This window comes from Nonomuraea soli (genome assembly GCF_013761175.1).
In the GTDB taxonomy this organism is placed as follows: domain Bacteria; phylum Actinomycetota; class Actinomycetes; order Streptosporangiales; family Streptosporangiaceae; genus Nonomuraea; species Nonomuraea soli.
Genome location: NZ_JACDUR010000003.1, coordinates 1,080,968 through 1,101,799, shown reverse-complemented (window position 1 = coordinate 1,101,799; position 20,832 = coordinate 1,080,968). Strand labels below are relative to the sequence as shown.

Genomic DNA, 20,832 nt, shown 5'->3' with positions numbered 1-20,832 from the left:
GCGGGCGACCGCACAGTGGAAAACATGATCGAGATCCGCCTGCTCGGTGCCGTCGAGGCTTACCACGACGGACACCGCCTCGGGCTGGGGCCGCGCAAACAGCGCCTGACCCTGGCCATCCTGGCGCTGGAGGCCAACCGGCCGGTTCCAGTGGCCCGCCTCGTCGACCTCACCTGGCCGGAGTCGCCACCGCGTACGGCCGAGCACGCCATCCGGGTCGCCGTCTCCCAGCTCCGCACAGCCTTCAGGCAGATCGCCGAAGTCGACCTGGTCTCCCAAGGATCGGGCTACCTGCTGCGCACCGATCCACGCACGATCGACGTGCACCGCTTCCGCGAGCTGGTCCAGCAGGCCCGCCTCGCCGCCGACGACCACACCCGGGTGACCCTGCTGGAGACCGCGCTGGGCTTGTGGCGCGGACCGGCGCTGGCCGGGGCGGCCCTTCCGCAAGTGCAGGAACGCCTGGGCGGCGGCCTGGAGGAGGCTCGGCTGACCGCGCTGGAGGACAGACTCGACGCGGAGTTGCGTCTGGGCCGTCACCGCGACCTGCTGGAGGTGCTCACGGAGCTGACCCGCGCGCACCCCTTCCGCGAGCGGCTGACCTGCCAGCTGATGACCGCGTTCTACCGATGCGGCCAGCCCAACGCCGCCCTCGAAACGGCCAGGACGGCCCGGCGGGGTCTGGCCGAGGAGATGGGCCTCGATCCCGGCCCTGACTTCCAGCGGCTGGAACTGGCCATCCTGCGCAACGACCCGAACCTCCTGCCGGATCAGGCATCCCCGCCACGGGAGCGGCCGGAGACGCGCGTCCCCGCCCAGCTCCCCCCGAGCGTCTCCGCGTTCACCGGCCGCACCGGCCAGCTCCGCTGGCTCGACGACACGACCCGCGAGCTCTCGACGCCGCTCACCGTGGCACTCCTGGGCCCGGCGGGGACCGGCAAGACCGCGCTCGCGGTGCATTGGGCGCACCTGGCCCGCGACCGCTTCCCCGACGGGCAGCTCCACCTCGATCTGAACGAGTACGGCTCCCGCCGCGCTCTGTCCCGCCTGCTGCGCGCCCTGGACGCCGACGAGGACGACCGGGACCTTGACCTGGAGGAAGCCGCCGCGCTCTACCGCACCCAGATAGCCGATCGGCGCATGCTGATCCTGCTCGACAACGTGGTCACCTCCGAGCAGGTCAGGCCACTCCTGCCGGGCATCGGCGGCAGCCTCACCCTGATCACGAGCCGGGAGAGCCTGAGCGGGCTGATCGCGCTGGACGGCGCCCGCCCCCTGCGGCTGCCGCCGCTGTCCGCCGGCGAGGCGCGTGAGCTGCTGACCCGCCTCATCCGGCCCGACCGGGCACCCGCGCAGGCCGGGGACCTGGACCGGCTGGCCCGGCTCTGCGGCTACCTGCCCGCCGCGTTGCGCCTGGCGGCGGCCGAGGTGTCCGCCAGCCGGACGATCTCCGACCTGGTGACCGAACTCGAAGAGGAGCAGGACGAGCTCGTCCTGCACGCTGAGCCGCCGCCCAAGCCGCATGGACGGCTCAAGCTCGGCCTGGCCGGGCTGCACTGTAATCGGACTATGAGGCAACTCTGAACGTCGGCGCCGACCATGCCGGTATGACCGCCCAGATCTTCCGGATCGCCCACGTCTCGCGCGGGGCGGCCATGGACTCCTCCCGGCTCGCCCTGCCGTGCGAGATCACCCGCGAGTGGGCCTGGGGCTCGTCCAAGGGGTCCGGGGTCCGGGTCTGCCTGATCGACAGCGGGGTGGACGCCACGCATCCCGAGCTGGGCGGGCCGGTCACCCCGCTGACCGTGGCCGGCGAACCGGGCGACGACGGCGTCGAGCGCCTGCGCGTCGTACCCGACACCGAGGTGGACCAGGTAGGTCACGGCACCGCCTGCGCGGGCGTGATCCGGGCGGTCGCCCCCGACTGCGAGCTGACCAGCGTCAGGGTGCTCGGCAGCGGTCTGCGCGGCAGCGGCGAGGTGTTGCTGACCGCGCTGGGGTGGGCCATCGACCAAGGCTTCGATCTGGTCAACCTGAGCCTGTCCACCCGCCGCACCGAATACAAGGAAGCTCTGCACGACCTGGTGGACCGCGCCTGCTTCGCCGGGGTCACCATCGTCGCCTCCGCGCACAACCGGCCGGTGCGCAGCTATCCGTGGAACTTCGCCGGCGTCGTCTCGGTGGGATCGCACAACAAGCTGGACGGCGAATACCTGGAGGCCAACCCGGAGCCACCGGTCGAGTTCTTCGCCCGAGGAGTCGCCGTCGAGGTCCCCCAGCCGGGTGGTGGACGGTCACGCCTGTCCGGCAACAGCTTCGCGACTCCGCACATCACCGGAATGTGCGCCCGCATCCTGGGGCACCACCCCGGCCTGTCCACCGGCCAGCTCAAGTACGTCCTGGCCGCGATCGCCGACAACAGGATCTGAGGAGACCGACATGGGCCGAGAAATGCCCGACTCGCTGACTGCCTCGCTCGGCCGGGTGCTGCTGCCCGGCGCGCACACCGAGGTGATGCGGTCCACTGTACGGCTGGGCAGGCTGACCTTCTCAGCCGCTGCGGCCTCGATCTTCCTCTACGACGAGCGACGCGACCAGCTGATCTTCGAGGCCTCGTCGGGAGAGGGAGAGGACCGCCTGCAGGGCCTGGCCATTCCGCCCGGACACGGTGTCGCGGGCTGGGTGTTCCAGACCGGCGAGACCGTGGTCTGCGACGTGCGCGACAACCCCCGTTTCGACCGCGAGTTCGCCGCGCGCACCGGCTACGTGCCCGAGACGCTCATGACCGCCCCGCTGGAGCTCGACGATCACATCATCGGCGTGTTGCAGGTGCTCGACCCGGCGCTCGACCGTTTCGGCGAACTGGCCGCGATCGATCTGCTCACCGAGCTCGCCAACCAGCTCGCGATCACGCTCGCGCTGGTGACGGCCATCCGGGGACGTGAGGTCACCCCGCTGCACCGCCTGGAATCCGCGCTCAGCCGTACCGAAGCACCTGTCTCCGCCGTCGACGAGCTGCTCGACGCGCTTGGCAAGTTCGTGCTGACCAGTTCAGGCCGTGTGTAGAAAGGATCATCCATCATGCCCTTCGATGCCCTGACCGCCTTGCGCGAAGCCGGTCACCCGCTGGAGTTCCTCACCGACGGCCAGCGCGCCGTCTTCGCCTCGTTGAGCGAGCCCGAGGTCGAGGTGCTCAACTCGATCAAGGCCAAGCTGGAGGAGGCCGACGACACCGACGTGGAAGGCCATGAAGTCAAGGTGGTCTGATGTGCCCCGGCTGCCGGACGGAGACCACGCCGCAGGACCGCTTCTGCCGTCACTGCGGCGCCAGCTTGGCCGTCGTCCCCGAGCTGAGCAGCCGCAAGAACGTCGTGGTGCTCTTCATCGACCTGGTCGGCTCGACCACCCTGGCGGAGGGGATGGATCCCGAGCCCCTGCGCGTCCTGATGGACCGCTACTACAGGGTGTGCACCGAGGCCATCGGCGAGCACGGCGGCGTGATCGAGAAGTTCATCGGCGACGCCGTCATGGCGGTCTTCGGGATGCCGGTGGCACACGAGGATGACGCCGCCCGGGCGGTACGAGCCGCCCTGGAGGTGACGGCGGGCGTCCGTGGGCTGGGCGGCGGGCTGGACGTGCATTCGGGGATCTTCTCCGGCGAGGTGATCGCCACCGCGCTGCCCACCGGCGATCTGCGGGTGGTCGGGGATGCGGTCAACACCGCCGCCCGGCTGCAGTCGGCCGCCGGGGCCGGGGAGATCCTCATCGGTAAGAGCGTGGCGCAAGCCGTACGCGATCTCATGGAGTTGCGCCCGGTGCCGTCGCTGACGCTGAAGGGAAAGGCCAAGCCGGTGCCCGCGTGGCTGGTCATCGCGCCGAAAGCGGCGCCTGAGCGGGCTCGGGCGCCGTTCGTCGGCCGGGCAGGGGAACTGAAGGAGCTCGAGCAGGCGTTCCGGCGGGTGGTGCGAAAGCTGGAGTGCAGGGTGGTCACCGTGCTGGGCGTCCCGGGGCTGGGCAAGACGCGGCTGGTGCGCGAGTTCCTGGCCGCATTGCCGCCGCAGGCGGCGCGGGTGCTGACGGGGCACTGCCAGTCGTACGGCAAGGGCATCACCTATCAGCCGATCGTCGAACTCTTCGACGACCTGCCGGGCGGCGCGGAACTGGCCGCGTACCTGGCCGCCGACCGAGGGGTGGAGGAGATCGCCTGGGTGGTGCGCCGCCAGCTCGAGGAGCTGGCCGCGCGCATGCCGCTGATCGTGGTCTGCGAGGACCTGCACTGGGCCGAGCCCACCCTGCTGGACCTGCTGGAAGAACTGGCCGCCGGACTGTCCGGGCTACCGGTGCTGCTGATCTGCGTAGCCAGGCCCGAGCTGCTCGAAACACGTCCGGGCTGGGTCTCGGCGGCGACAGTGGATCTCGGCCCGCTCGCCCCCGACGAACTCGACCTGCTCCTGGCACACCTGGAGCCGGATGTCGTGGCGCATTCGACGGCCGGGACGCTGGAGCGGGTGGCGGAGGCCAGCGGCGGCAACCCGCTGTTCGCCGAGCTGATGATGGACATGCTGGCCGAAGGCGACGAGAACGCCATCCCGCCCACGATCCAGGCGCTGCTGACCGCCCGCATCGACCGGCTGCCACCCCGCGAACGCCAGGTACTGGCCCGCGCCTCCGCGTTCGGCCGCCACTTCAGCGGCGACGGGGTGGCCGCACTGCACGACGTGCCGGAGGAGGTGCCGGGCGCTCTCGCCCAGGTGCAGCGCCGCCGCCTGGTGGAGCGGGACGGGTCCGGCTTCCGCTTCGCGCAGGCGCTCACCCGTGATGTCGTGTACTCGATGAGCCCCAAGGCCGAGCGGCGCGGCTGGCATCTGCGGATCGCCGACCGGGTGAAGGGCCTGCCCGAGACGGCCTACCATCTCGAAGCCGCCTGCCTGCTGGCCAGAGAGGTGAGCCCGGCCGACCCCGCCAACGTGCCGCTCGCCCGGCGCGCCGCCGCCCACCTGGCCGAGGCGGGCGCCCAGGCGCTCACCCGCAAGGACCTGTCGGCCGCGGTCAACCTGCTGGAGCGGGCGCTGGTCCTGATGCCGGTCGAGGAGCCCGGTCATCGGGTGCTGGTCATCCGGTTGTGCGACGCGTACGTCCTGCTGGGCCGCCGGGAGGAGGCCGCTGCCCTGCTGGAGCGCAGCACGCCCGCGTTCGCCGACACGCGCGGGCGGCACCTCCTCGGCATTCAGCGGCATCTGCTCGCGCTGCGGTACGGCTCCGCCATGCCGTACCACGGGGCGGAACCCGAGGCGGGTGACCACTTCGGGTGGTGCCGTATGCAGCAGGTGCGGGCGCTGACGTGGCTCGCCGCCGGGCAGATCGGCAGGGCGGAACAGGCCATGCGGGCGGCGGTGGACCATGCGCGTGCGCTGGGCGATCTCTATGAGGAGAAGCGGCTGCTGATCGCGCGGTGCGAGCTGGCGCAGTGGTCACCCGCGCCGCTGGAGGAGGGCCTGGCGCTGTGCGCGGGGCTGGCGGAGCGGTTCGCCGGCGATCGGGCGCTGCTGGTGATGGTGCTCTTCACCGAGGCCAGGCTGCGGGCGCTGCGTGGTGAGATCGAGGCGGCCCACGGCCTGCTGGATCGCGCCGACGGCCACGCCCGCGACCTCAACCTGGGCCTTGCGGGGGCCGCGGTCACCCAGGCCCGCGCACTCGTCTGCTCGCTCGCCGGCGATCACATCCGGTCCGCCGACCTGTACGGCGAGGCCGCACGGGCCCTGCACGCGATGAGCCTGCCCGTGCCTGCCCGGACGTTACGTGTGTACGCGGCCCGCGAGCGCTTCCAGGCCGGAGCGGGCCTCGACGACGTGCCTCTCGACGGGCTGGAGCTCCGCGCCGAGCTGGTCGTCCGCTGCCTGCGCGCCCGCGCCGGCAGCATGGAGCATGCCGAGACCGCTCTCGCCCTGCTGGACGGCACCGACGATCCATGCCTGCGCGGCGACGTCCTGGCCGAGATCGCCCGCGCCTGGCACGAGCATGGCCGGGCAGCCGAGGCCACCGTCCTGGCCTGCCGCGCGCGGGATCACTACCTCGGACGTGGCGCCACGCTCCCAGCCGCTCGGGTGGCTGCCTGGCTGGAGAGCCCGGACCGGTGACCCAGCCACTGGAGTGGCAGCTCGGCGATCAATCGCGGATGATCGACCTGCGACCCTCCGCAGGGGGCGAACGAGCCGGCACGCCCGCCGTCCCGTGCCCGGTCTTCCTCGCCCGCGAACGCGACCCCGAAGTGGACGCGCTCCAGGCCGGGCTGTGGCGGCTGGGCATCCCTTCGCTGCGGGCCGGACTGGACACGCCGCTCCTGGTGGACGCGGACGGCTTGCTCTTCGACGGGGTACGGCCGACCGTGCTGTGGGTCAGGCACCTGTCGCCCCGTGCCGCGCCCGAGCATCCTGTGAGCGCGGTGCGCCGCTACCGCAACGACGCCTGGCGCGCCTTGCTGAGCCAGCTGGACGCCGTCGCCGCGGCGCCCGTGCTCGGCACCGGGCCGGGTCTGCTCCGCCAGCTCGCCGTCGCGCGAGACCTCGGCATCCGGGTTCCGGAGACGGTGGTCACCACGCGGCCCGGCACCGATGTCGTCCGGCTGCGCACGTCGCGGGTGGTGGCCAAGGCGCTGGACAGCCACGCCGTCGAAGCCGCCCCCGGTCTGCTGGCCGGCGCCTTCGCCCAGATCGTGCCACGAGACGAGGTGCTGGGCTGGACCTGCCAGGCGCCGCTGGTTCTGCAGGAGTACGTCTCCCATGACTGCGAGCTACGGGTCTACCACCTGCGGGGCGAGATCCACGCCTTCCGCGTGGTCAAGGGCATGCCTGAGTCGCTCTGGCTCGACGAGGACGCCGTCCAGGTGATCGCCTGCCCGGTGCCCGAGCCGGTCGTGAACGCCACCCGCAGGCTGGCGGAGGCGCTCGGGCTGGGGTACGCGGCCTTCGACTTCCTGATCAGGCAGGGCGAACCGGTCTTCCTGGAAGCCAACGTCACCGGGGACTGGCGCTGGTTCGAGCGCCGTGCCGACACGCGAGCGCTCACGCGCGGGGCGGTCAAGATGATCGCCCGCCTCCACCGCGCGGGCGGCGGAACACGGCAGCGCCCGCTGTCCTTCCTGGCGCTATGAGCGGACTATGAACCGGCTCTGAAGCGCCCGGCCGACATTACTCATGTGCGACTGATCGAACCGAAGGCCCCGCCGGAGCCCTGGATCCAGTACGGACTCAAGGCCCACCGCGACGTGTACGCGGACCTGGAGTCCCTCGCGCGCCCCGCGCTGGCCGAGGGGTCGGCTACCGAGTTCTTCTTCATGCGCAAGGCCCCCGGACTCCGCATCCGCTTCCAGGCTCCCGCCGGCTTCGGCGACCTGGTGACCGAGCGGCTGACCGGCTGGCAGCAGGAGGGCCTGATCGAGCAGTGGCGCCACGGCGTCTACGAGCCGGAGACCTACCTGTTCGGCGGCGAGTCCTCGATGCGCAGCGTGCACCGGGTCTTCACCGCCGACTCCCTGGCCTGGCTCGGCTTCCACCGCTTGACCTCGCCCGGACCGACCTGGGCGATGTCGCTACTGATGATCCAGTCGCTGCTGTCCACGCTGAAGGTGGTCGGCTGGGAGGACCTCGACGTCTGGGACCGGCTGAGGCGACACGGCCGAGCCGCACCCGGCGCGCTGGGCGATCCGCGTGTCCAGACCCTCGCCGCAGCCCTGCGCTCCGCCTGGCCGTCCAGGGAGAAACTGGCGGCCAAGCTCTCTCCCGAGGCGGTCGCGCTGGCCGACGAGTACGACGCCGCGGTGCGGACGGAGGGGCCCCGCTGGTTCGAGGAGTACTTCGAGAGCGGTCATGCCCTCATCGGCCCGCGCGAGGCGGCGGCCTTCGTGATCATCTTCCACTGGAACCGCGCGGGGCTCACCGGCGCCCGGCAGTCCCTCCTCACCGAGGCCTTGCTGATCCGCGGGGTGGAGGGGAACGTATGAGCGCCCTGCTCCGGATCGCCGGCCTGCCGATCAGGACGTGGCTGGCCGGCTCGGCCCCCGGCCTCTTCGAGCTGATCCGTCTCCTGGAGCAGGCCGACGCGCGCTACCGCGCTCAGGCCACCGCCCTCGCCGATCGCCTCGGCGAGCTCGTGCCCACCCTCCCCGTCGCAGAACGCCGCCTGGTCCTGTCCGTACGGCGAAGCCTCCACCAGGGCAAGCACCCCGCCACCACGGCTCTTCGCCCGATCGTCCCCGAAGCCCTGCGGCCCGCCCTCGACGAGCACGAACGCCTCTCCGGCCTGGTCCGCGACCTCGAACAGCAGGCCGGCCGCCACCTCGACACCGAGCACGAGCGTCTCCTGTCCCTGCCCTGGGACCTGATCGGCTCCAGCCTCACCCATGACCGCGAGAGCTTCGACATCGCCGCCGACATCCGCCGCCGCCTGGCCGCCGGCGAGCCCTGGACCTCCAAGCGGCTCCGCCGGAGCAGCGAATACCTCTGGCGCATGATCGCCCGCGGCACGGTCAAGACCACGCCGCGCGGCTGGCTCGGGCACGTCGCGCTGCTCCGCCTCGCCGACGTGGAGCTCCACGGGGCCGCCGGGATCTCGGTGACCGACGAGGCCGCCGTCGAGTGGACGCAGAACGTGCACACCCACCGGGTCGACCTCGCCGGCGCCGAACCGCTCGACCCCGAGCACCTGATCTCGCTCACCCCGCTGCACTGGCTCGACGACGGCCGCCTGGCCATCTGGACCCGCGACACCACCAAGCCCGGCTCGCGCGACATGATGACCTGCAAGGTCCGCCTGGCCGCCGGCCTGGACCGGATCGTCGAAGCCCTCGGCCCGCGCGCCCGCACCGTCGGCGACCTCACCCGCGAACTGCCCCAGGTGTCGCCCGCCTTCCTCGGCAAGCTCGCCCGGCGCGGCATCCTCGACGTGTCGGCTCCCCCGCACCGGCAACGCCGCCCGTGGCGGACGATCACCGAGCAGGAGACGCCGCGCGAGACCGGCTTCGTGGACGTGTACCGGCGGGCGAACGAGCCCCTGTCGGCCGACCTGGCGACGCTGCAGCACGCCTTCGAGCAGTGCCGGCGGATCCACGCGCTGATCAGGGCCGAGCATCCGCCGACGCCGCCCGCCTTCCTCGACCGCATCGGCGAACAGCCGCAGCCGCTCATGGACGTCTTCGTGGCGGAGGCCGCCGGTCAGGAGGCGCCGTCCACCCGAGGGCGGGGCAGGACAGGCTGGCCGGCCGCGAAGAGCCCCGGCTCCGCCTACGGCCGGCTGCTCGCGCTCATCGCCGCCGCCGACGGCCCCGTGGACATCGGGGCCGACACGCTCGACGAGCTGGGAACGCCGCAGGCGCCGCTCACCTGGCCCACCGACGTCATGGTCAGGCCGCTGGCCTCGGGCGGCTGGGTGCTCGACGGATCGGGCCCGGCCGGCGTGCTCGACGCCCGCTTCGTCGACGCCCTGCGCTGGCTGCACGGATCCGTACCCGCCGCCGACGACTATCGGGCCTTCCTCGACGAATTGGACCGGCTGACCGGGCTGCCCTCCGTCGAGGTGCTCTACCCGCCGCTGTCCGAACGCGCCGCGAACGCGGTCCGCCGCCCCCGTTACACCAAGCTGTGGACCGGGGACCCGTACTGCGGGCAGTACTGGCCCTCCTGGGACCCCGACGGCTTCCTCCCCCTGGGCGACCTCACCGTCCACCAGGCCGACGGCCGCGTCGTCATCTCCCACGCCGGCCGCCCCGTGCGCATCGTCCAGCACGTCACGCGCACCGCCACCGCGCCCTGGACCGTCCTGACCGAGATCCTCAACGCCGGCTCCCTGGCACGCGCCGCGCACACCCCGCGACTCGGCTTCTCGCTCGGCGCCCACCCCGGCCGCACCTTCGTCCCCCGGATCACCGTGGCGGGTACCCTCGTCGTCTCCCCCGCGCAGTGGTCCCTCGACCCCGCCCGGCTCTCCTTCCTCGGCGGTGGCGACCTGTCCGAACTGCGCGCCCTCGACCGGCTGCGCGCCGAACTCGGCCTGCCCCGCTGGGTCTTCCTCTCCTATCACCGGTACGGCACGCAGCCGGTCGGGTGCGACCTGGAGAGCGTCCGCGCCCCCCGCGTCCTCGACCAGATGCTCAAGGCCCTGGCCAAGTCCGACGACCCTCAGCGCCTGATCATCACCGAGATGATCCCCGCCCCCGACGAGCTCCCCGTCCGCGCCGCCACCGACCCGGTCGCCGCCGAGCTCATGATCCGCCTGCCGTACGACCTCTCCCCCCAGGCCCTGGCCGCCCGAGCCGTGTCAGCGCAATCGCCTAGGAGGCCTTTGATGCCCGAGCCCAACGAGGTCGACGACCTCATCGACGACCTGGAGCTGCACTCTTCCCCGGCCGTCGAGGAAGCCTCCATCCACTGCACCCAGATCTGCCCCTTCGGCTAGACGAAAGGACCCGCGTCATGTCAGACACCCCCGCACCCGAGCCCGAGGACCACGTCGACGAACTGATCGACGACCTCGAAGTCCACGCGGTCCGCGAGGGCGGATCACTGTCCGTCGACTGGTGCGTCACCATCCTGGGCTGCGAGCCGGGCTGAGAAGGGCGGAACCATGTCAGACAATCCCGAGCCCGGCACCGGGGTCGAGGAGCTCATCGACGACCTCGAGACCCACGCCGCCCTGCCCGTCGCGTCCGCCTTCACCGAGGACTGCACCGCCCTCACCTGGGACTGCGGCTAGCCACCCAAGCCACCCTCGACACCCCGCAACCGAAAGGAAACCTTTCATGTCCGAGAACACGACTCCCGAGCCCGGCCAGGACAAGGTCGAGGAGCTCATCGACGACCTCGAGGTCCACGCCGTCCGCGAGGGCGGCACGGTCACCGAGGACTGCAACCTCACCAGCACCTGCAACTGCTGAACACCGAAAGGAACCCGTTATGTCTGAGAACACCACTCCCGAGCCCGCCCAGGACCAGGTCGAGGAGCTCATCGACGACCTCGAGGTCCACGCCGTCCGCGAAGGCGGCACGGTCACCGAGGACTGCCAGGTCACCAACACCTGCAACTGCTGATCCGGCGAGGGCTCACGTGTCCGCGAACACCGTGCCCGAGCCGGGACAGGAACGTGTCGACGAGCTCGTCGACGACCTGGAGATCCACGCCGCGACGCCGGTGGAACCCGAGCTGGTGGTGGTGCGGAAGCAGTTGCCTCCGGACCGCGCCTCGCTGATCTGAGCAGCCGAGTTCACCCAAGGGACGCCACCCCCCTCTCCGTCCCTGATTCACCGGGAAAGGGATGGCGGCGCACGCCCTGTGCGCCGCCATCCTCTGGCGAAAGGCCCTCCATGCCCCACGTGAAGGAACGATCACCCAGCCTGGCGCGCCTCGGACGGCTGCTGGGCGAGCTCCCGCAGGCGGCCCCCGACGCGGCCATGGCGGTCGTCGCCGGAGCCCTGGACGGGCCGGACACCACTCGCGCCCTGACCTCCTGGTTGCGCGGGCTGAAGCAGGCACCCCGAGGGCTGGGCCTCTTCGGCGGCTCCGCCGAACGCCTGCTCGCCCTGCGGATCGCCGCGTCCACCTGGCCCAAGCTCACCGGACCCGTCGGCGCGCAACGCCAGGCGCTGATCGCGCAGCTGGCCGCCACGACCTGGCGGGACAGCGAGGTCGGCTGGCCGGACTACGACCTGATCGTGGGTCCGTCGGGCATCCTGGTCGCGCTGGCCGCCGATCCGGGGGTGCCCGCCACGGCCCGCGCGCCCTTGACCGGCCATCTGCTCCGGCTCTGCGCCACGCCGGACCTCGTACGGCTGCGGGTGGGCGAGCACCAGAACGATCACCCTCGCCGGTGGAACATCGGCCACGTCAACCTCGGCCTGGCCCACGGCCTGCCCGGGATCATGATCGCCCTGTGTGCCGCGGCCGAAGCCGACGGGCTGAGCGACGACCTGGCCACCACCCTGGCCCGCCTCGCCGGACGCCTCGTCGCCGAGTGCCGTCCCGACGGCCGCGGCGTCTATGCCTGGCCGCACGCCATCGGCGTCGAGCTCCCGAGCCGCCCGCTGCAGGCCTGGTGCTACGGCTGTCCGAGCAACGCCTGGGTGATGTGGGAGACGGCCCGCATCCTCGGCGATCCCGAACTGGCCGCCTTCGCGCTCGAAGCGGCGGCCTCCTTCGTCACCGCCTACGACGATCGGGACCTGCGGAATCTGGCTCTCTGCCACGGGGCCGCCGGCACCCTGCTGATCTTCGACGCCTTCGCCAGGCACACTCCGCTCGGCGGGGCGCAAGCACTCGCCACACACCTGACCGGCTACCTGCTCGACCGCCACGAGGAGGTCGCCGAGCTGGCGGCCACCGACTGGTCACTGATGAACGGCGCAGGCGGCGTGCTGGCCGCCCTGCTCACCGTGGAGGGGGGCGACCGGCGATGGCTGGCGACGCTGGGGCTGCGATGAGCTCCGAGACGACGAAGAACCACACCAGCGTGCTGGCCGTGGTCCGCGCGTTGCCCAAGGTGTCTCCGGGGCTGACCGCGGCGCTGTCGTTCCTGGTGGTGCTGGACGCGCTGCTGAGCGCGGGCTTCATGCTCGCGAGCGGTGCCGTCGTGGCCGAGCTGGCGGCACGATCGGGTGCGGTGGGCTGGTATCTGGCCGCCCTGACGACCCTGTTCGTCCTCCGGCTGGCCCTCGACCCCGTCGAGACCGCGCTCGGCAACTCGCTGGCCCGCCGCTTCACCGCGATGCTCACGCAGACCACGCTGGAAGGCACGCTCCGGCCGATCGGCATCGAGCATCTCACCGATCCGGTCGTCTCCGACCGCATCCAGCTCGCCCAGGGCCTGAACACCGGCTACCCGCCGGGCAACGCGGTGACCTCGCTGGCGCGGCTCGTCTCCAGCCGGCTGGGCGGGCTCGCCGCGGCGATCACCCTGGCCACGGTCGAATGGTGGTTGCCGCTCCCGCTGGCCGCCGTGTGGATCCTGCTGTCCCGATGGCGGCTGCGTGACCTGAAGAAGACGGTCGCCGCCAGCTCCGGGACGATGCCCGTCCTACGCCACGCCGCCTACGCCAGGGACCTGGCCATCGGTGACGCGGCCGCGAAGGAGATCCGGGTCTTCGGCTGGCAGGACTGGCTGCTCGACCGTTTCACCCGCGCCTGGCACGAGGGCACCGGGACCGCGGGCAGCATGGGCAGCACGCTCGTGAAAACGGTCAGCCTCGCGCTGGTCGGGGTCGCGCACGTCGCCGCCTTCCTGTACCTCGCCTTCGCGGTCACCGACGGCCGGCTCGGCGTCGAATCGATCGTCGTCGCGCTCCAGGCGATCACCGGGATCTCGCTGCTCGGCTTCCTGGGTGACGTGCAGTGGATGCTGACGCATGCCAGCACCGCTGTTCCCCACGCGGTCGCCGTCGGGCGGCTGGGGATCGAACCCGCGCACCGGCGGCCCGCCGTACCGCCTGCCGAAGGTCTTCCCGCGCAGGGCATCCGGCTGGAGAACATCAGCTTCGGCTACCCGGACCGTCAGGTGCTCCAGGGCCTCGACCTCGACATCCCCGCCGGCACGTCGCTGGCCATCGTCGGGGTCAACGGCGCGGGCAAGAGCACGATCGTCAAGCTGCTGTCCCGCCTGTACGAGCCGGACGGCGGCCGGATCACCGTCGACGGCGAGGACCTGCACGCGCTCGACGTCAGGGCGTGGCGCAGGCAGCTCGCGGTCGTCTTCCAGGAGTTCCTGCGCTACGAGCTGCCCCTGCGCGACAACGTCGGCTTCGGCCGGCTCGACGCCGATCGTTCCGACGCCGCGCTGGAGCGGGTGGCCGCCGTCTCCGGGCTCGACCAGGTGCTCCCCCGGCTGGCCGCCGGCTGGGACACGCCGCTGAGCCGCCGGTTCGAGGGCGGCACCGACCTGTCCGGCGGGCAGTGGCAGCGGGTCGCGCTCGCCCGCGCGCTCCTGGCGGTCGAGCACGGCGCCAAGGTGCTCATCCTCGACGAGCCCACCGCCAACCTCGACGTCCGGGCCGAGGCCGAGATCTATGAGCACTTCCTCGACCTGACTCGTGGCCTGACCACGATCCTCGTCTCCCACCGCTTCGCGACCGTACGGCTGGCCGACCGGATCTGCGTGCTCGACGGCGGCCGGGTGATCGAGTACGGCTCGCACGACGAGCTCATGGCGCTCGGCGGCCAGTACGCCCACATGTTCACCCTCCAGAGCGCACCGTTCCAGGAGACGCACCGTGTCTGAGCTGGTCGATGACCGCATGACCCCGCGCAAGCTGGGGCGGAGCACCGCCCTGCTCATCGCCGCCGCCTTCCGGGCCGACCCGCGCAAGGCTCTGCTCGTCCTCGTGCTCACCCCGGTGAGCGGGGCCACCGCCGCGGTGACCGCGATCGGGCTGCGCCTGATGGTGGACTCCGCGACCGCCGCCGACCTGGCCGGCATGATGAGTGCCGCCGCTCTGATGGCCGGCGCGCTGGTCGTCGCCTTCCTGGCCAGCACACTCGTGGCCGAGGCGCGCATCCAGTTGCAGCTGCGCGTCGGGCTCGTCCTCGACCAGCGCATCATGACTCTCTGCGGATCCCTGCCCCAGCTCGACCACCACGAGAACCCCGCCTACCAGGACCGGCTCGACCTGCTGCGCAACCATCGTCAGGGGCTCGGCGGCGCGTTCGGCATCATCGTGGAGAACGCGCGCACTCTCATCACCTTCGGCCTGACCGTCTCCCTGCTGATGAGTGTCCGCCCCGAACTGCTCTTCCTGGTGCTGCTCGCCCTGCCTACCGTCCTGGCGGTACGGCGGGGCGAGCGGGCCACGGCCCAGGCCGAGGAGACCACCACCGAGCCCAACCGGCTGCGCAAGTCCCTGTTCGCCCTCGTCACCTCGCCGCTGTCGGCCAAGGAGATCCGCGTCTACGGCCTTCAGGGCGAGCTCGCCGAACGCCACCGCGACCTCCAGGAACAGGTCGACGGCCCCAAGCGCCGCGCGGAGTGGCGAAGCACCCTGTGGACCAGCGGCGGCTGGACCCTCTTTGGCCTCGGTTTCGCCGGCGCCCTCTACCTGGTCGTCTCCGCCGCCCTCCAGGGCAAGGCCACCCCCGGCGACGTCGTCCTCACCCTGTCGCTGGGCTCCCAGCTCACCTCGAACGTCTCAGGCATGATCACCATGCTGTCGTTCCTGCAACGCTCCGTCCGCACGGTGGGCTACTACCTCTGGCTCGACGACCACGCCAAGGCCGTCGCCACCGCAGGGAACGGCTCGGCCGTCCCCCCGCCGCCCGGCCACGACCTCGTGCTCGACCGCCTCACCTTCCGTTATCCCGGCGCCGCGCGGCCCAACCTGGACAACCTGTCCCTGCGGCTGCCAGCCGGAAGCACCGTCGCCATCGTGGGCGAGAACGGCGCCGGCAAGACCACGCTGGTCAAGCTGCTGTGCCAGATGTACCAGCCCACCTCGGGGCGCATCACCTATGCCGGGCGGGACATCACCGACTACGACCTGCAGGCTTGGCGCAGCCGTACGACCGCGTGTTTCCAGGACTACCTGCGTCCCGAGTTCCTCCTGCACGAATCGGTCGGGCTCGGCGACCTGCCCCGGATCGACGACTTCCCCGCGGCCGAGCGCGCCCTCGACCGGGCCGGCGCCTCGGCGCTACCAGGGCTGCTCCCCCACGGCCTCCGCACCCAGCTCGGGGCCACCTTCCCCGGCGGCACCGACCTGTCCGGCGGTCAGTGGCAGAAGCTGGCGATGGCCAGGGCCGGGATGCGCGCCGCACCGCTGCTCCGCGTCCTGGACGAGCCGGCGGCCAACCTGGACCCGGCCGCCGAGTACGAGATCTTCAGGAGCTTTCAGGAGACGGCCGCCCAGTCGGACGAAGGCACGATCACGGTCTTCGTCTCCCATCGATTCGCCACCGTCCGGAGTGCCGACCTCATCGTGGTGCTTGACGACTGCCGGATCCGGGAGGTCGGGAGCCATGAGGAGCTGATGGCAGCGGGGGATCTTTACGCCACGTTGTACGCGTTGCACGCCAAGGGGTACCAGGACCAGTGATCCGGGGCGCCAAGCGGGTCGGCGACCGGCTCGGGGCCGGCGCCGGTGGGGAAACGGCGCCCTCACCGGCGACCCGTCGACGCTGAGCGGGCAAGTCGTACCATAAGGCCGTGCACGCCGTTCTTCGTTCCCTGTGGAACGAACCGCGTCCCCCCGATCCGCCCGCGCGAGTGCCGCGTGACTGGGTGCTCGTAGGCGTGCTCGTGCCGGTCGCGCTGCTCGAAGGCTTCCTCCGCCCCGACCTGCCCGACCGGGTCGTCGCCGTGACGCTCAGCGTCGCCCTGGTGCCCACGCTGCTGTGGCGGCGGACGCATCCGCTGCGGATGCTCCTGATCGTCTTCGCCGCCACGGCGCTGGCGCCGCTGCTGACCGGCGGCGCGCCCTCGCAGGCATACTCCCTGGTCTACCTGCTGATCCTCGTTTACGCGCTGGCTCGCTGGGGATCGGGACGCGAGATCGCGATCGGACTGGCCGCCATGATCACGGCGCTCGGGCTCTCGACCGCCTTCGGCCGTACAGCGCCTTCCGACGTGGTCGGCTCGCTCGCCGTGATGTCGGCGGCCACCACGCTCGGCATCGCCCTGCGATACCGGGCCAGAGCTCGATCGCGCGAGCTGGACCAGGTCAAGCTGCTCGAACGCGCCCAGCTCGCCCGCGACCTGCACGACACCGTGGCCCATCACGTCTCGGCCATGGCGATCCGCGCGCAGGCCGGGCTGGCCACCTCCGCGTCGCGGCCCGACGCCGCGACCGACGCGCTGAAGCTGATCGAGGAGGAGGCGGCTCGCGCGCTGGCCGAGATGAACAGCATGGTCCGCGTGCTGCGCCAGAACCAGCCGCCCGAGCTGGCGCCCGGGCGCGGGGTCGCCGATCTCGCGGAGCTGGCCACTCAGGGCTCCGCCGTACCGGCTGTGAGGGTGAACCTCTCCGGCGACCTCGGCGAGCTGCCGCCGTCGGTCGGGGCGGCGCTCTACCGGCTCGCGCAGGAGTCGGTCACCAACGCCAGGCGGCACGGACGCCACGTCGAGCTCATCGAGGTGAGCGTCAGAGCGGAGGAGGACTGCGTACGGCTGAGCGTGACCGACGACGGCGCACCCCCGTCCGCCCCCGGGCCCGGCTACGGCATCATCGGCATGATCGAACGCGCCGAGCTGCTCGGCGGCACCTGCCAGGCCGGCCCCGGCCCCGGGACCGGCTGGACGGTCACCGCCGTCCTCCCCCGGGCGGGGAGGCGGTCGTGAGCGTGCGGGTGCTCGTCGCCGACGACCAGGAGATCGTCCTGACCGGCCTCACCATGATCCTCGACGCCCAGCCCGGCATCGAGGTCATCGGCCAGGCGGGCGACGGCAGGCGCGCGGTCGAACTGGCCCGGCGCCTGCGCCCCGACGTCTGCCTGTTCGACATCCGCATGCCCGGACTCGACGGCATCCAGGCCACCCGCTGCCTGGCCGGGCCCGACGTCGCGGACCCGCTGGCCGTGGTCGTCATCACCACCTTCGACCTCGACGAGTACGTCTATGCCGCACTGCGGGCCGGGGCCAAGGGCTTCCTGCTCAAGAACGCGGGCGCGGCCCTGCTCTCGCAGGCCGTCCATGCCGCCGCCAGCGGCGAGGCGCTCATCGCGCCCAGCGTCACCGCGCGGCTGCTCGGCGCCTTCTCCCGCACCGGGCCCGCCTCTCCGCCCGTACGGCCGATCGAGACGCTGACCGAGCGGGAGGAGCAGATCTTGCTGACCGTGGCGCGCGGACGAACCAACGGCGAGATCGCCGACGACCTGCATATTTCGCTCAGCACGGTCAAATCACATATCGCCAGCCTCATGGCCAAACTCGGCGCCCGCAACCGCGTCGAGATCGCCATGTGGGCCTACGAGACCAACCGCCTGTAGGGCCGGCGGATGACCCACTCGGCGACCGCCAGATTGATCAGCCAGCCCGCAGCCGACAACAACGCCTTGGGAAGTTGTCCAGGCGTGCCGACGAGCACAAACCACGGCAGCAACGTGAACGCCTGCGTGCCCGCGCCCAGGCCGATCGCATAGGCGCGCATCATCCAGGCCCGGTGGGCGGCGATGTCGCGGCGCCGGATCGCGAGCAGGCCGAGGACCAGCGAGGCGGCCATGGCCGTACCGAAGATCACGCGAAAGACGCCCAGCAGCGTGCCGTCGGCCTCGGGCAGCGAGCTGAACAGCGTCATCCACATCCCGGCGAGCGCCGCGATCAGCCCCGCGGGCACCAGCACCCGCCCAGCGGCGCGATGCCAGCCGGCACGGCTGCGCCGCAGAGCGGGCGCGAACTGGAAAGCGCCGACGACGGTATAGACGGTCGCGCCCGCGATGTGCAGGCTCACCGGAAGCGGCGAGGCGAAGAAGCGCGCGTTGTCCGGCGTGATCGCCGCGCCCACGGACAGTTCGGTCATGCGGATCCCGCCCGCGACGATCGGAACGGCACTGAGCGCCAGCAGCGCGGCCGGAATGGTACGACTCCTCATGCCCTCGATCGTGGCGAGCCGAGCCGCTCCGGGCATCGCGCGCGAGGCTGCGTTCGAGACGTTCTATCGGCTGCCAATCAGGCGTACTTTCGGCCGATGAGCGGCGCGGGTGCCGTACTTACGCTGACGAAGGTGATGGGTGGTCGCGGGCTTGCCGCTTGGCACGGCAGCCGTGCGGACTTTCACAACCCAGCGTCTGACTAGCGCGCTCCGAGTTGTCCGATCGGGACATACCTCCGCTATACCGCGTCTCCGTATGGTCTCACCTCGACGGGAAATCAACGGAGGGAACCATATGAAGATCATGCGTGCCGCGGTCGTCGTCGGGGTCATGGGGGCTGTGGCCATGATGGGCGCGCCTACGTCCGCGTTGGCCTCGGCGTCCGCGCCGGCGGCGTCGGTGACCACGTCGGCAGACTCGGCCCTCGTCGCGACCTGTTCGAAGGGGTCCTACAAGCTGAAGGTGACCGTCACCTATGTCAACGGGTTGGGTGCGCACCGCTTCCGCAAGGTCTTCTGGACTGCCTCCGGCGGCCCCACCAACGTCAAGGTGAGCCTCGTCCAGGACCGGGGTGGCCTTCCGGACGTTGCGTTCAAGTCAGTCGTGATCACCGGCAATACCGGCCACAAGGACATTCCGGCGACCCGGCCGATGGCGGATCGGGTTTTCGTGAAGCTGGCCGGCAGGCAGGGCGTCACGAGCTGCGTCGGGCAGAGCGGCGTCATCTGACCCGGACCACTCGGCGCCCGCCGCCGCGAGAGGGGGAGCCACCACACCCCAGCCTCATGTCGGCCTGAACGGCCGGCGCCCAGACCGACGAGCGGCACGGTGCCGCGCAACCGTGCCACCATCGGGGACAACCGATCTTGCCAACGTCAGCGGCGATCGGATGCTCTCGGAGGTGGAAATGGTGGATCTGTGGTCCGTACTCCCGCTGCATGGCTGCGATCTCCACTACAGGGACGGCGGCGGCGATGGCGTGCCGGTCGTGTTCTCGCATGGCGCCGGAGCCGATCATGTGATGTTCGACGCTCAGAGCGAGTATCTGAGCGCTCGCGGGTTCCGGGTCATCACCTGGGACCTGCGCGGGCACGGACTGTCCCGCCCGGCAGGGGCCCGGTTCACCGCCGAGCAGGCGATCGTCGACCTGCACACGCTCATCCGGCACCTGGAACTGGACCGGCCGGTCCTGGTCGGGCAGTCTCTTGGCGGCAACCTCGGCCAGGCGCTCATCCGGCGACATCCAGACCTCGCCCGAGCGCTGATCGTCATCGGCTCGACGTGGAACACCGCACCGCTGACGTGGAAGGAACGCCTGCTGATCAAGGCGGCCACGCCCGGCCTGTTGATGATCCCCGCCAGGAGCCTGCCAAGGGTGATGGCGGAGGCCAGCGCGCAAACGCCGCAGGCGCGGGAGGACGCGCGACGAGCCTTCTCCCAGCTGACCAAGCAGGAGTTCGTACATGTGTGGCAGGCCACCGCCGACCTGCTGGACCCCGCCCCGCACTACCGCACACCCGTACCGCTGTGCCTGATCCGGGGCGAGGCGGACCGCACCGGCAACATCGCCACGGCCATGCCCCTGTGGGCCGAGATCGAAGGCGTCGAGGAGGTCGTCATCCCCGGAGCCGGCCACATCGCCAACCAGGACGCTCCGCACCTCGTCAACGCGGCGATGGAAGCGTTCCTGCAGAGCCTCCCCGGCTGATCTTCTTCTGCGCACATGATCATCGGCAATCGGGCAGCCCAGCGACATACCGGCGGCATACCGCAGCTCCCTACGCTCCTTCGATGAATGCAGCCAAGGAACGGAAAGGGCACCATGCGACTGGGTACCGTACTTAGACATACGGCGATCGTCGGAACCGCGAGCCTGATGTTGTCGATCATCGGCGCCGGCGGCGCTACCGCCTCCGTGTCGGCCGACAAGACTCTCAGCGGCAGCTGCTCGTCGGACCCCAAGGGTTTCAGCGGCTCGGCCCGCTACTACTTCAACGGCGTGGGGCGTGACGTCTTCACCAAGTTCACGTACACGATCGGCGGTCGCGCCGGATCGAAGACCGACGTGGCCATCGATGTCTACTCGGACAAGAACAACGCGCCCGACACCTGGTGGAGCGGCTGGAGCACCGACAAGGCCAAGGTGGGCACGAAGAGCGTGACCGTCAGTATCCCCGCCTCGTCGAAGGACAAGGTCTACGTCAAGTTCTGGGTGCGCTGGGACCTTCCGGGCCTCGACCCCACGTGCAGCTTCCAGACCAAGCGGATCTAACGGCG

At 71.3% G+C, this 20,832-nt stretch carries 22 protein-coding genes; 21 read left to right on the top strand and 1 reads right to left on the bottom strand.

Going from position 1 to position 20,832, the window contains the following annotated elements:
• Positions 1–24: 24 nt before the first annotated feature.
• The 18 genes from HNR30_RS18200 to HNR30_RS18130 all read left to right on the top strand — a co-directional run bounded on the left by HNR30_RS18200 (position 25) and on the right by HNR30_RS18130 (position 17,952).
• Positions 25–1,584, top strand: coding sequence for an AfsR/SARP family transcriptional regulator (locus HNR30_RS18200; protein ID WP_181611020.1), 1,560 nt, complete (start codon positions 25–27; stop codon positions 1,582–1,584).
• 23 nt (positions 1,585–1,607) lie between these two features.
• The gene (locus HNR30_RS18195; protein WP_181611019.1) at positions 1,608–2,429 is read left to right on the top strand and encodes a S8 family serine peptidase; all 822 of its coding nucleotides are present in this window, start codon (positions 1,608–1,610) and stop codon (positions 2,427–2,429) included.
• Positions 2,430–2,439: 10 nt separating this feature from the next.
• A complete protein-coding gene (locus HNR30_RS18190; protein ID WP_181611018.1) occupies positions 2,440–3,066 on the top strand; it encodes a GAF domain-containing protein in 627 nt (208 codons plus the stop codon).
• Between the two features lie 15 nt (positions 3,067–3,081).
• Positions 3,082–3,267 carry an aroma-sacti cluster domain-containing protein gene (locus HNR30_RS18185; protein WP_181611017.1) on the top strand — a complete coding sequence of 62 codons (186 nt, stop codon included), beginning with the start codon at positions 3,082–3,084 and terminating at the stop codon, positions 3,265–3,267.
• On the top strand, positions 3,267–6,137 hold the full coding sequence (locus HNR30_RS18180) for an adenylate/guanylate cyclase domain-containing protein (protein WP_181611016.1): 2,871 nt from the start codon (positions 3,267–3,269) through the stop codon (positions 6,135–6,137). Before HNR30_RS18185 ends, HNR30_RS18180 begins: the two co-directional genes overlap by 1 nt.
• Positions 6,134–7,150, top strand: coding sequence for an ATP-grasp domain-containing protein (locus HNR30_RS18175; RefSeq protein WP_181611015.1), 1,017 nt, complete (start codon positions 6,134–6,136; stop codon positions 7,148–7,150). The genes HNR30_RS18180 and HNR30_RS18175 overlap by 4 nt, the downstream gene beginning before the upstream one ends.
• A 45-nt stretch (positions 7,151–7,195) precedes the next feature.
• Positions 7,196–7,999 carry a thiopeptide-type bacteriocin biosynthesis protein gene (locus HNR30_RS18170; protein WP_181611014.1) on the top strand — a complete coding sequence of 268 codons (804 nt, stop codon included), beginning with the start codon at positions 7,196–7,198 and terminating at the stop codon, positions 7,997–7,999.
• Positions 7,996–10,449: a lantibiotic dehydratase gene (locus HNR30_RS18165; protein ID WP_181611013.1), complete on the top strand. Its 2,454-nt coding sequence runs from the start codon at positions 7,996–7,998 to the stop codon at positions 10,447–10,449. Before HNR30_RS18170 ends, HNR30_RS18165 begins: the two co-directional genes overlap by 4 nt.
• A gap of 17 nt (positions 10,450–10,466) precedes the next feature.
• Complete coding sequence (locus tag HNR30_RS18160) at positions 10,467–10,604, top strand: hypothetical protein (protein WP_181611012.1); 138 nt, start codon at positions 10,467–10,469, stop codon at positions 10,602–10,604.
• Positions 10,605–10,617: 13 nt separating this feature from the next.
• On the top strand, positions 10,618–10,746 hold the full coding sequence (locus HNR30_RS49315; protein WP_281389659.1) for a hypothetical protein: 129 nt from the start codon (positions 10,618–10,620) through the stop codon (positions 10,744–10,746).
• Positions 10,747–10,792: 46 nt separating this feature from the next.
• Positions 10,793–10,927, top strand: a complete 135-nt coding sequence (locus tag HNR30_RS49310; RefSeq protein WP_281389658.1) for a hypothetical protein — start codon at positions 10,793–10,795, stop codon at positions 10,925–10,927.
• Positions 10,928–10,946: 19 nt separating this feature from the next.
• The gene (locus HNR30_RS49305) at positions 10,947–11,081 is read left to right on the top strand and encodes a hypothetical protein (protein ID WP_281389657.1); all 135 of its coding nucleotides are present in this window, start codon (positions 10,947–10,949) and stop codon (positions 11,079–11,081) included.
• A gap of 16 nt (positions 11,082–11,097) precedes the next feature.
• Entirely contained in the window at positions 11,098–11,244 is a 147-nt protein-coding gene (locus tag HNR30_RS18155) for a hypothetical protein (RefSeq protein WP_181611011.1), read from the top strand.
• Positions 11,245–11,363: 119 nt separating this feature from the next.
• Positions 11,364–12,467 (top strand): lanthionine synthetase LanC family protein, encoded by a 1,104-nt coding sequence (locus tag HNR30_RS18150; protein WP_181611010.1) that lies wholly within the window; start codon positions 11,364–11,366, stop codon positions 12,465–12,467.
• Positions 12,464–14,257: an ABC transporter ATP-binding protein gene (locus tag HNR30_RS18145; RefSeq protein WP_181611009.1), complete on the top strand. Its 1,794-nt coding sequence runs from the start codon at positions 12,464–12,466 to the stop codon at positions 14,255–14,257. The genes HNR30_RS18150 and HNR30_RS18145 overlap by 4 nt, the downstream gene beginning before the upstream one ends.
• Entirely contained in the window at positions 14,250–16,064 is a 1,815-nt protein-coding gene (locus HNR30_RS18140) for an ABC transporter ATP-binding protein (RefSeq protein ID WP_181611008.1), read from the top strand. Before HNR30_RS18145 ends, HNR30_RS18140 begins: the two co-directional genes overlap by 8 nt.
• A gap of 110 nt (positions 16,065–16,174) precedes the next feature.
• Positions 16,175–17,305 carry a sensor histidine kinase gene (locus HNR30_RS18135; protein WP_181611007.1) on the top strand — a complete coding sequence of 377 codons (1,131 nt, stop codon included), beginning with the start codon at positions 16,175–16,177 and terminating at the stop codon, positions 17,303–17,305.
• Complete coding sequence (locus HNR30_RS18130; RefSeq protein ID WP_181611006.1) at positions 17,302–17,952, top strand: response regulator; 651 nt, start codon at positions 17,302–17,304, stop codon at positions 17,950–17,952. Before HNR30_RS18135 ends, HNR30_RS18130 begins: the two co-directional genes overlap by 4 nt.
• On the opposite strand, the gene HNR30_RS18125 is transcribed toward HNR30_RS18130, so the two are convergent.
• Positions 17,931–18,554, bottom strand: a complete 624-nt coding sequence (locus HNR30_RS18125) for a DUF2306 domain-containing protein (RefSeq protein ID WP_181611005.1) — start codon at positions 18,552–18,554, stop codon at positions 17,931–17,933. The two genes, HNR30_RS18130 and HNR30_RS18125, sit on opposite strands and share 22 nt — an antisense overlap.
• Before the next feature lie 295 nt (positions 18,555–18,849).
• Between HNR30_RS18125 and HNR30_RS18120 the strand changes: the two genes are divergently transcribed.
• The 3 genes from HNR30_RS18120 to HNR30_RS18110 all read left to right on the top strand — a co-directional run bounded on the left by HNR30_RS18120 (position 18,850) and on the right by HNR30_RS18110 (position 20,827).
• On the top strand, positions 18,850–19,284 hold the full coding sequence (locus HNR30_RS18120) for a hypothetical protein (RefSeq protein ID WP_181611004.1): 435 nt from the start codon (positions 18,850–18,852) through the stop codon (positions 19,282–19,284).
• 259 nt (positions 19,285–19,543) lie between these two features.
• Positions 19,544–20,263 (top strand): alpha/beta fold hydrolase, encoded by a 720-nt coding sequence (locus tag HNR30_RS18115; protein WP_312894477.1) that lies wholly within the window; start codon positions 19,544–19,546, stop codon positions 20,261–20,263.
• Between the two features lie 114 nt (positions 20,264–20,377).
• Positions 20,378–20,827 (top strand): hypothetical protein, encoded by a 450-nt coding sequence (locus HNR30_RS18110; protein ID WP_181611002.1) that lies wholly within the window; start codon positions 20,378–20,380, stop codon positions 20,825–20,827.
• The last annotated feature ends 5 nt before the right edge of the window (positions 20,828–20,832 follow it).

Coding starts and splice junctions, on each gene's coding strand:
- HNR30_RS49310 (WP_281389658.1), top strand. CDS start 10,793: ATGTCCGAGAACACGACTCCCGAGCCCGGCCAGGACAAGGTCGAGGAG.
- HNR30_RS49315 (WP_281389659.1), top strand. CDS start 10,618: ATGTCAGACAATCCCGAGCCCGGCACCGGGGTCGAGGAGCTCATCGAC.
- HNR30_RS18180 (WP_181611016.1), top strand. CDS start 3,267: ATGTGCCCCGGCTGCCGGACGGAGACCACGCCGCAGGACCGCTTCTGC.
- HNR30_RS18145 (WP_181611009.1), top strand. CDS start 12,464: ATGAGCTCCGAGACGACGAAGAACCACACCAGCGTGCTGGCCGTGGTC.
- HNR30_RS18185 (WP_181611017.1), top strand. CDS start 3,082: ATGCCCTTCGATGCCCTGACCGCCTTGCGCGAAGCCGGTCACCCGCTG.
- HNR30_RS18195 (WP_181611019.1), top strand. CDS start 1,608: ATGACCGCCCAGATCTTCCGGATCGCCCACGTCTCGCGCGGGGCGGCC.
- HNR30_RS18200 (WP_181611020.1), top strand. CDS start 25: ATGATCGAGATCCGCCTGCTCGGTGCCGTCGAGGCTTACCACGACGGA.
- HNR30_RS18160 (WP_181611012.1), top strand. CDS start 10,467: ATGTCAGACACCCCCGCACCCGAGCCCGAGGACCACGTCGACGAACTG.
- HNR30_RS18190 (WP_181611018.1), top strand. CDS start 2,440: ATGGGCCGAGAAATGCCCGACTCGCTGACTGCCTCGCTCGGCCGGGTG.
- HNR30_RS18165 (WP_181611013.1), top strand. CDS start 7,996: ATGAGCGCCCTGCTCCGGATCGCCGGCCTGCCGATCAGGACGTGGCTG.
- HNR30_RS18120 (WP_181611004.1), top strand. CDS start 18,850: ATGAAGATCATGCGTGCCGCGGTCGTCGTCGGGGTCATGGGGGCTGTG.
- HNR30_RS18125 (WP_181611005.1), bottom strand. CDS start 18,554: ATGAGGAGTCGTACCATTCCGGCCGCGCTGCTGGCGCTCAGTGCCGTT.
- HNR30_RS49305 (WP_281389657.1), top strand. CDS start 10,947: ATGTCTGAGAACACCACTCCCGAGCCCGCCCAGGACCAGGTCGAGGAG.
- HNR30_RS18110 (WP_181611002.1), top strand. CDS start 20,378: ATGCGACTGGGTACCGTACTTAGACATACGGCGATCGTCGGAACCGCG.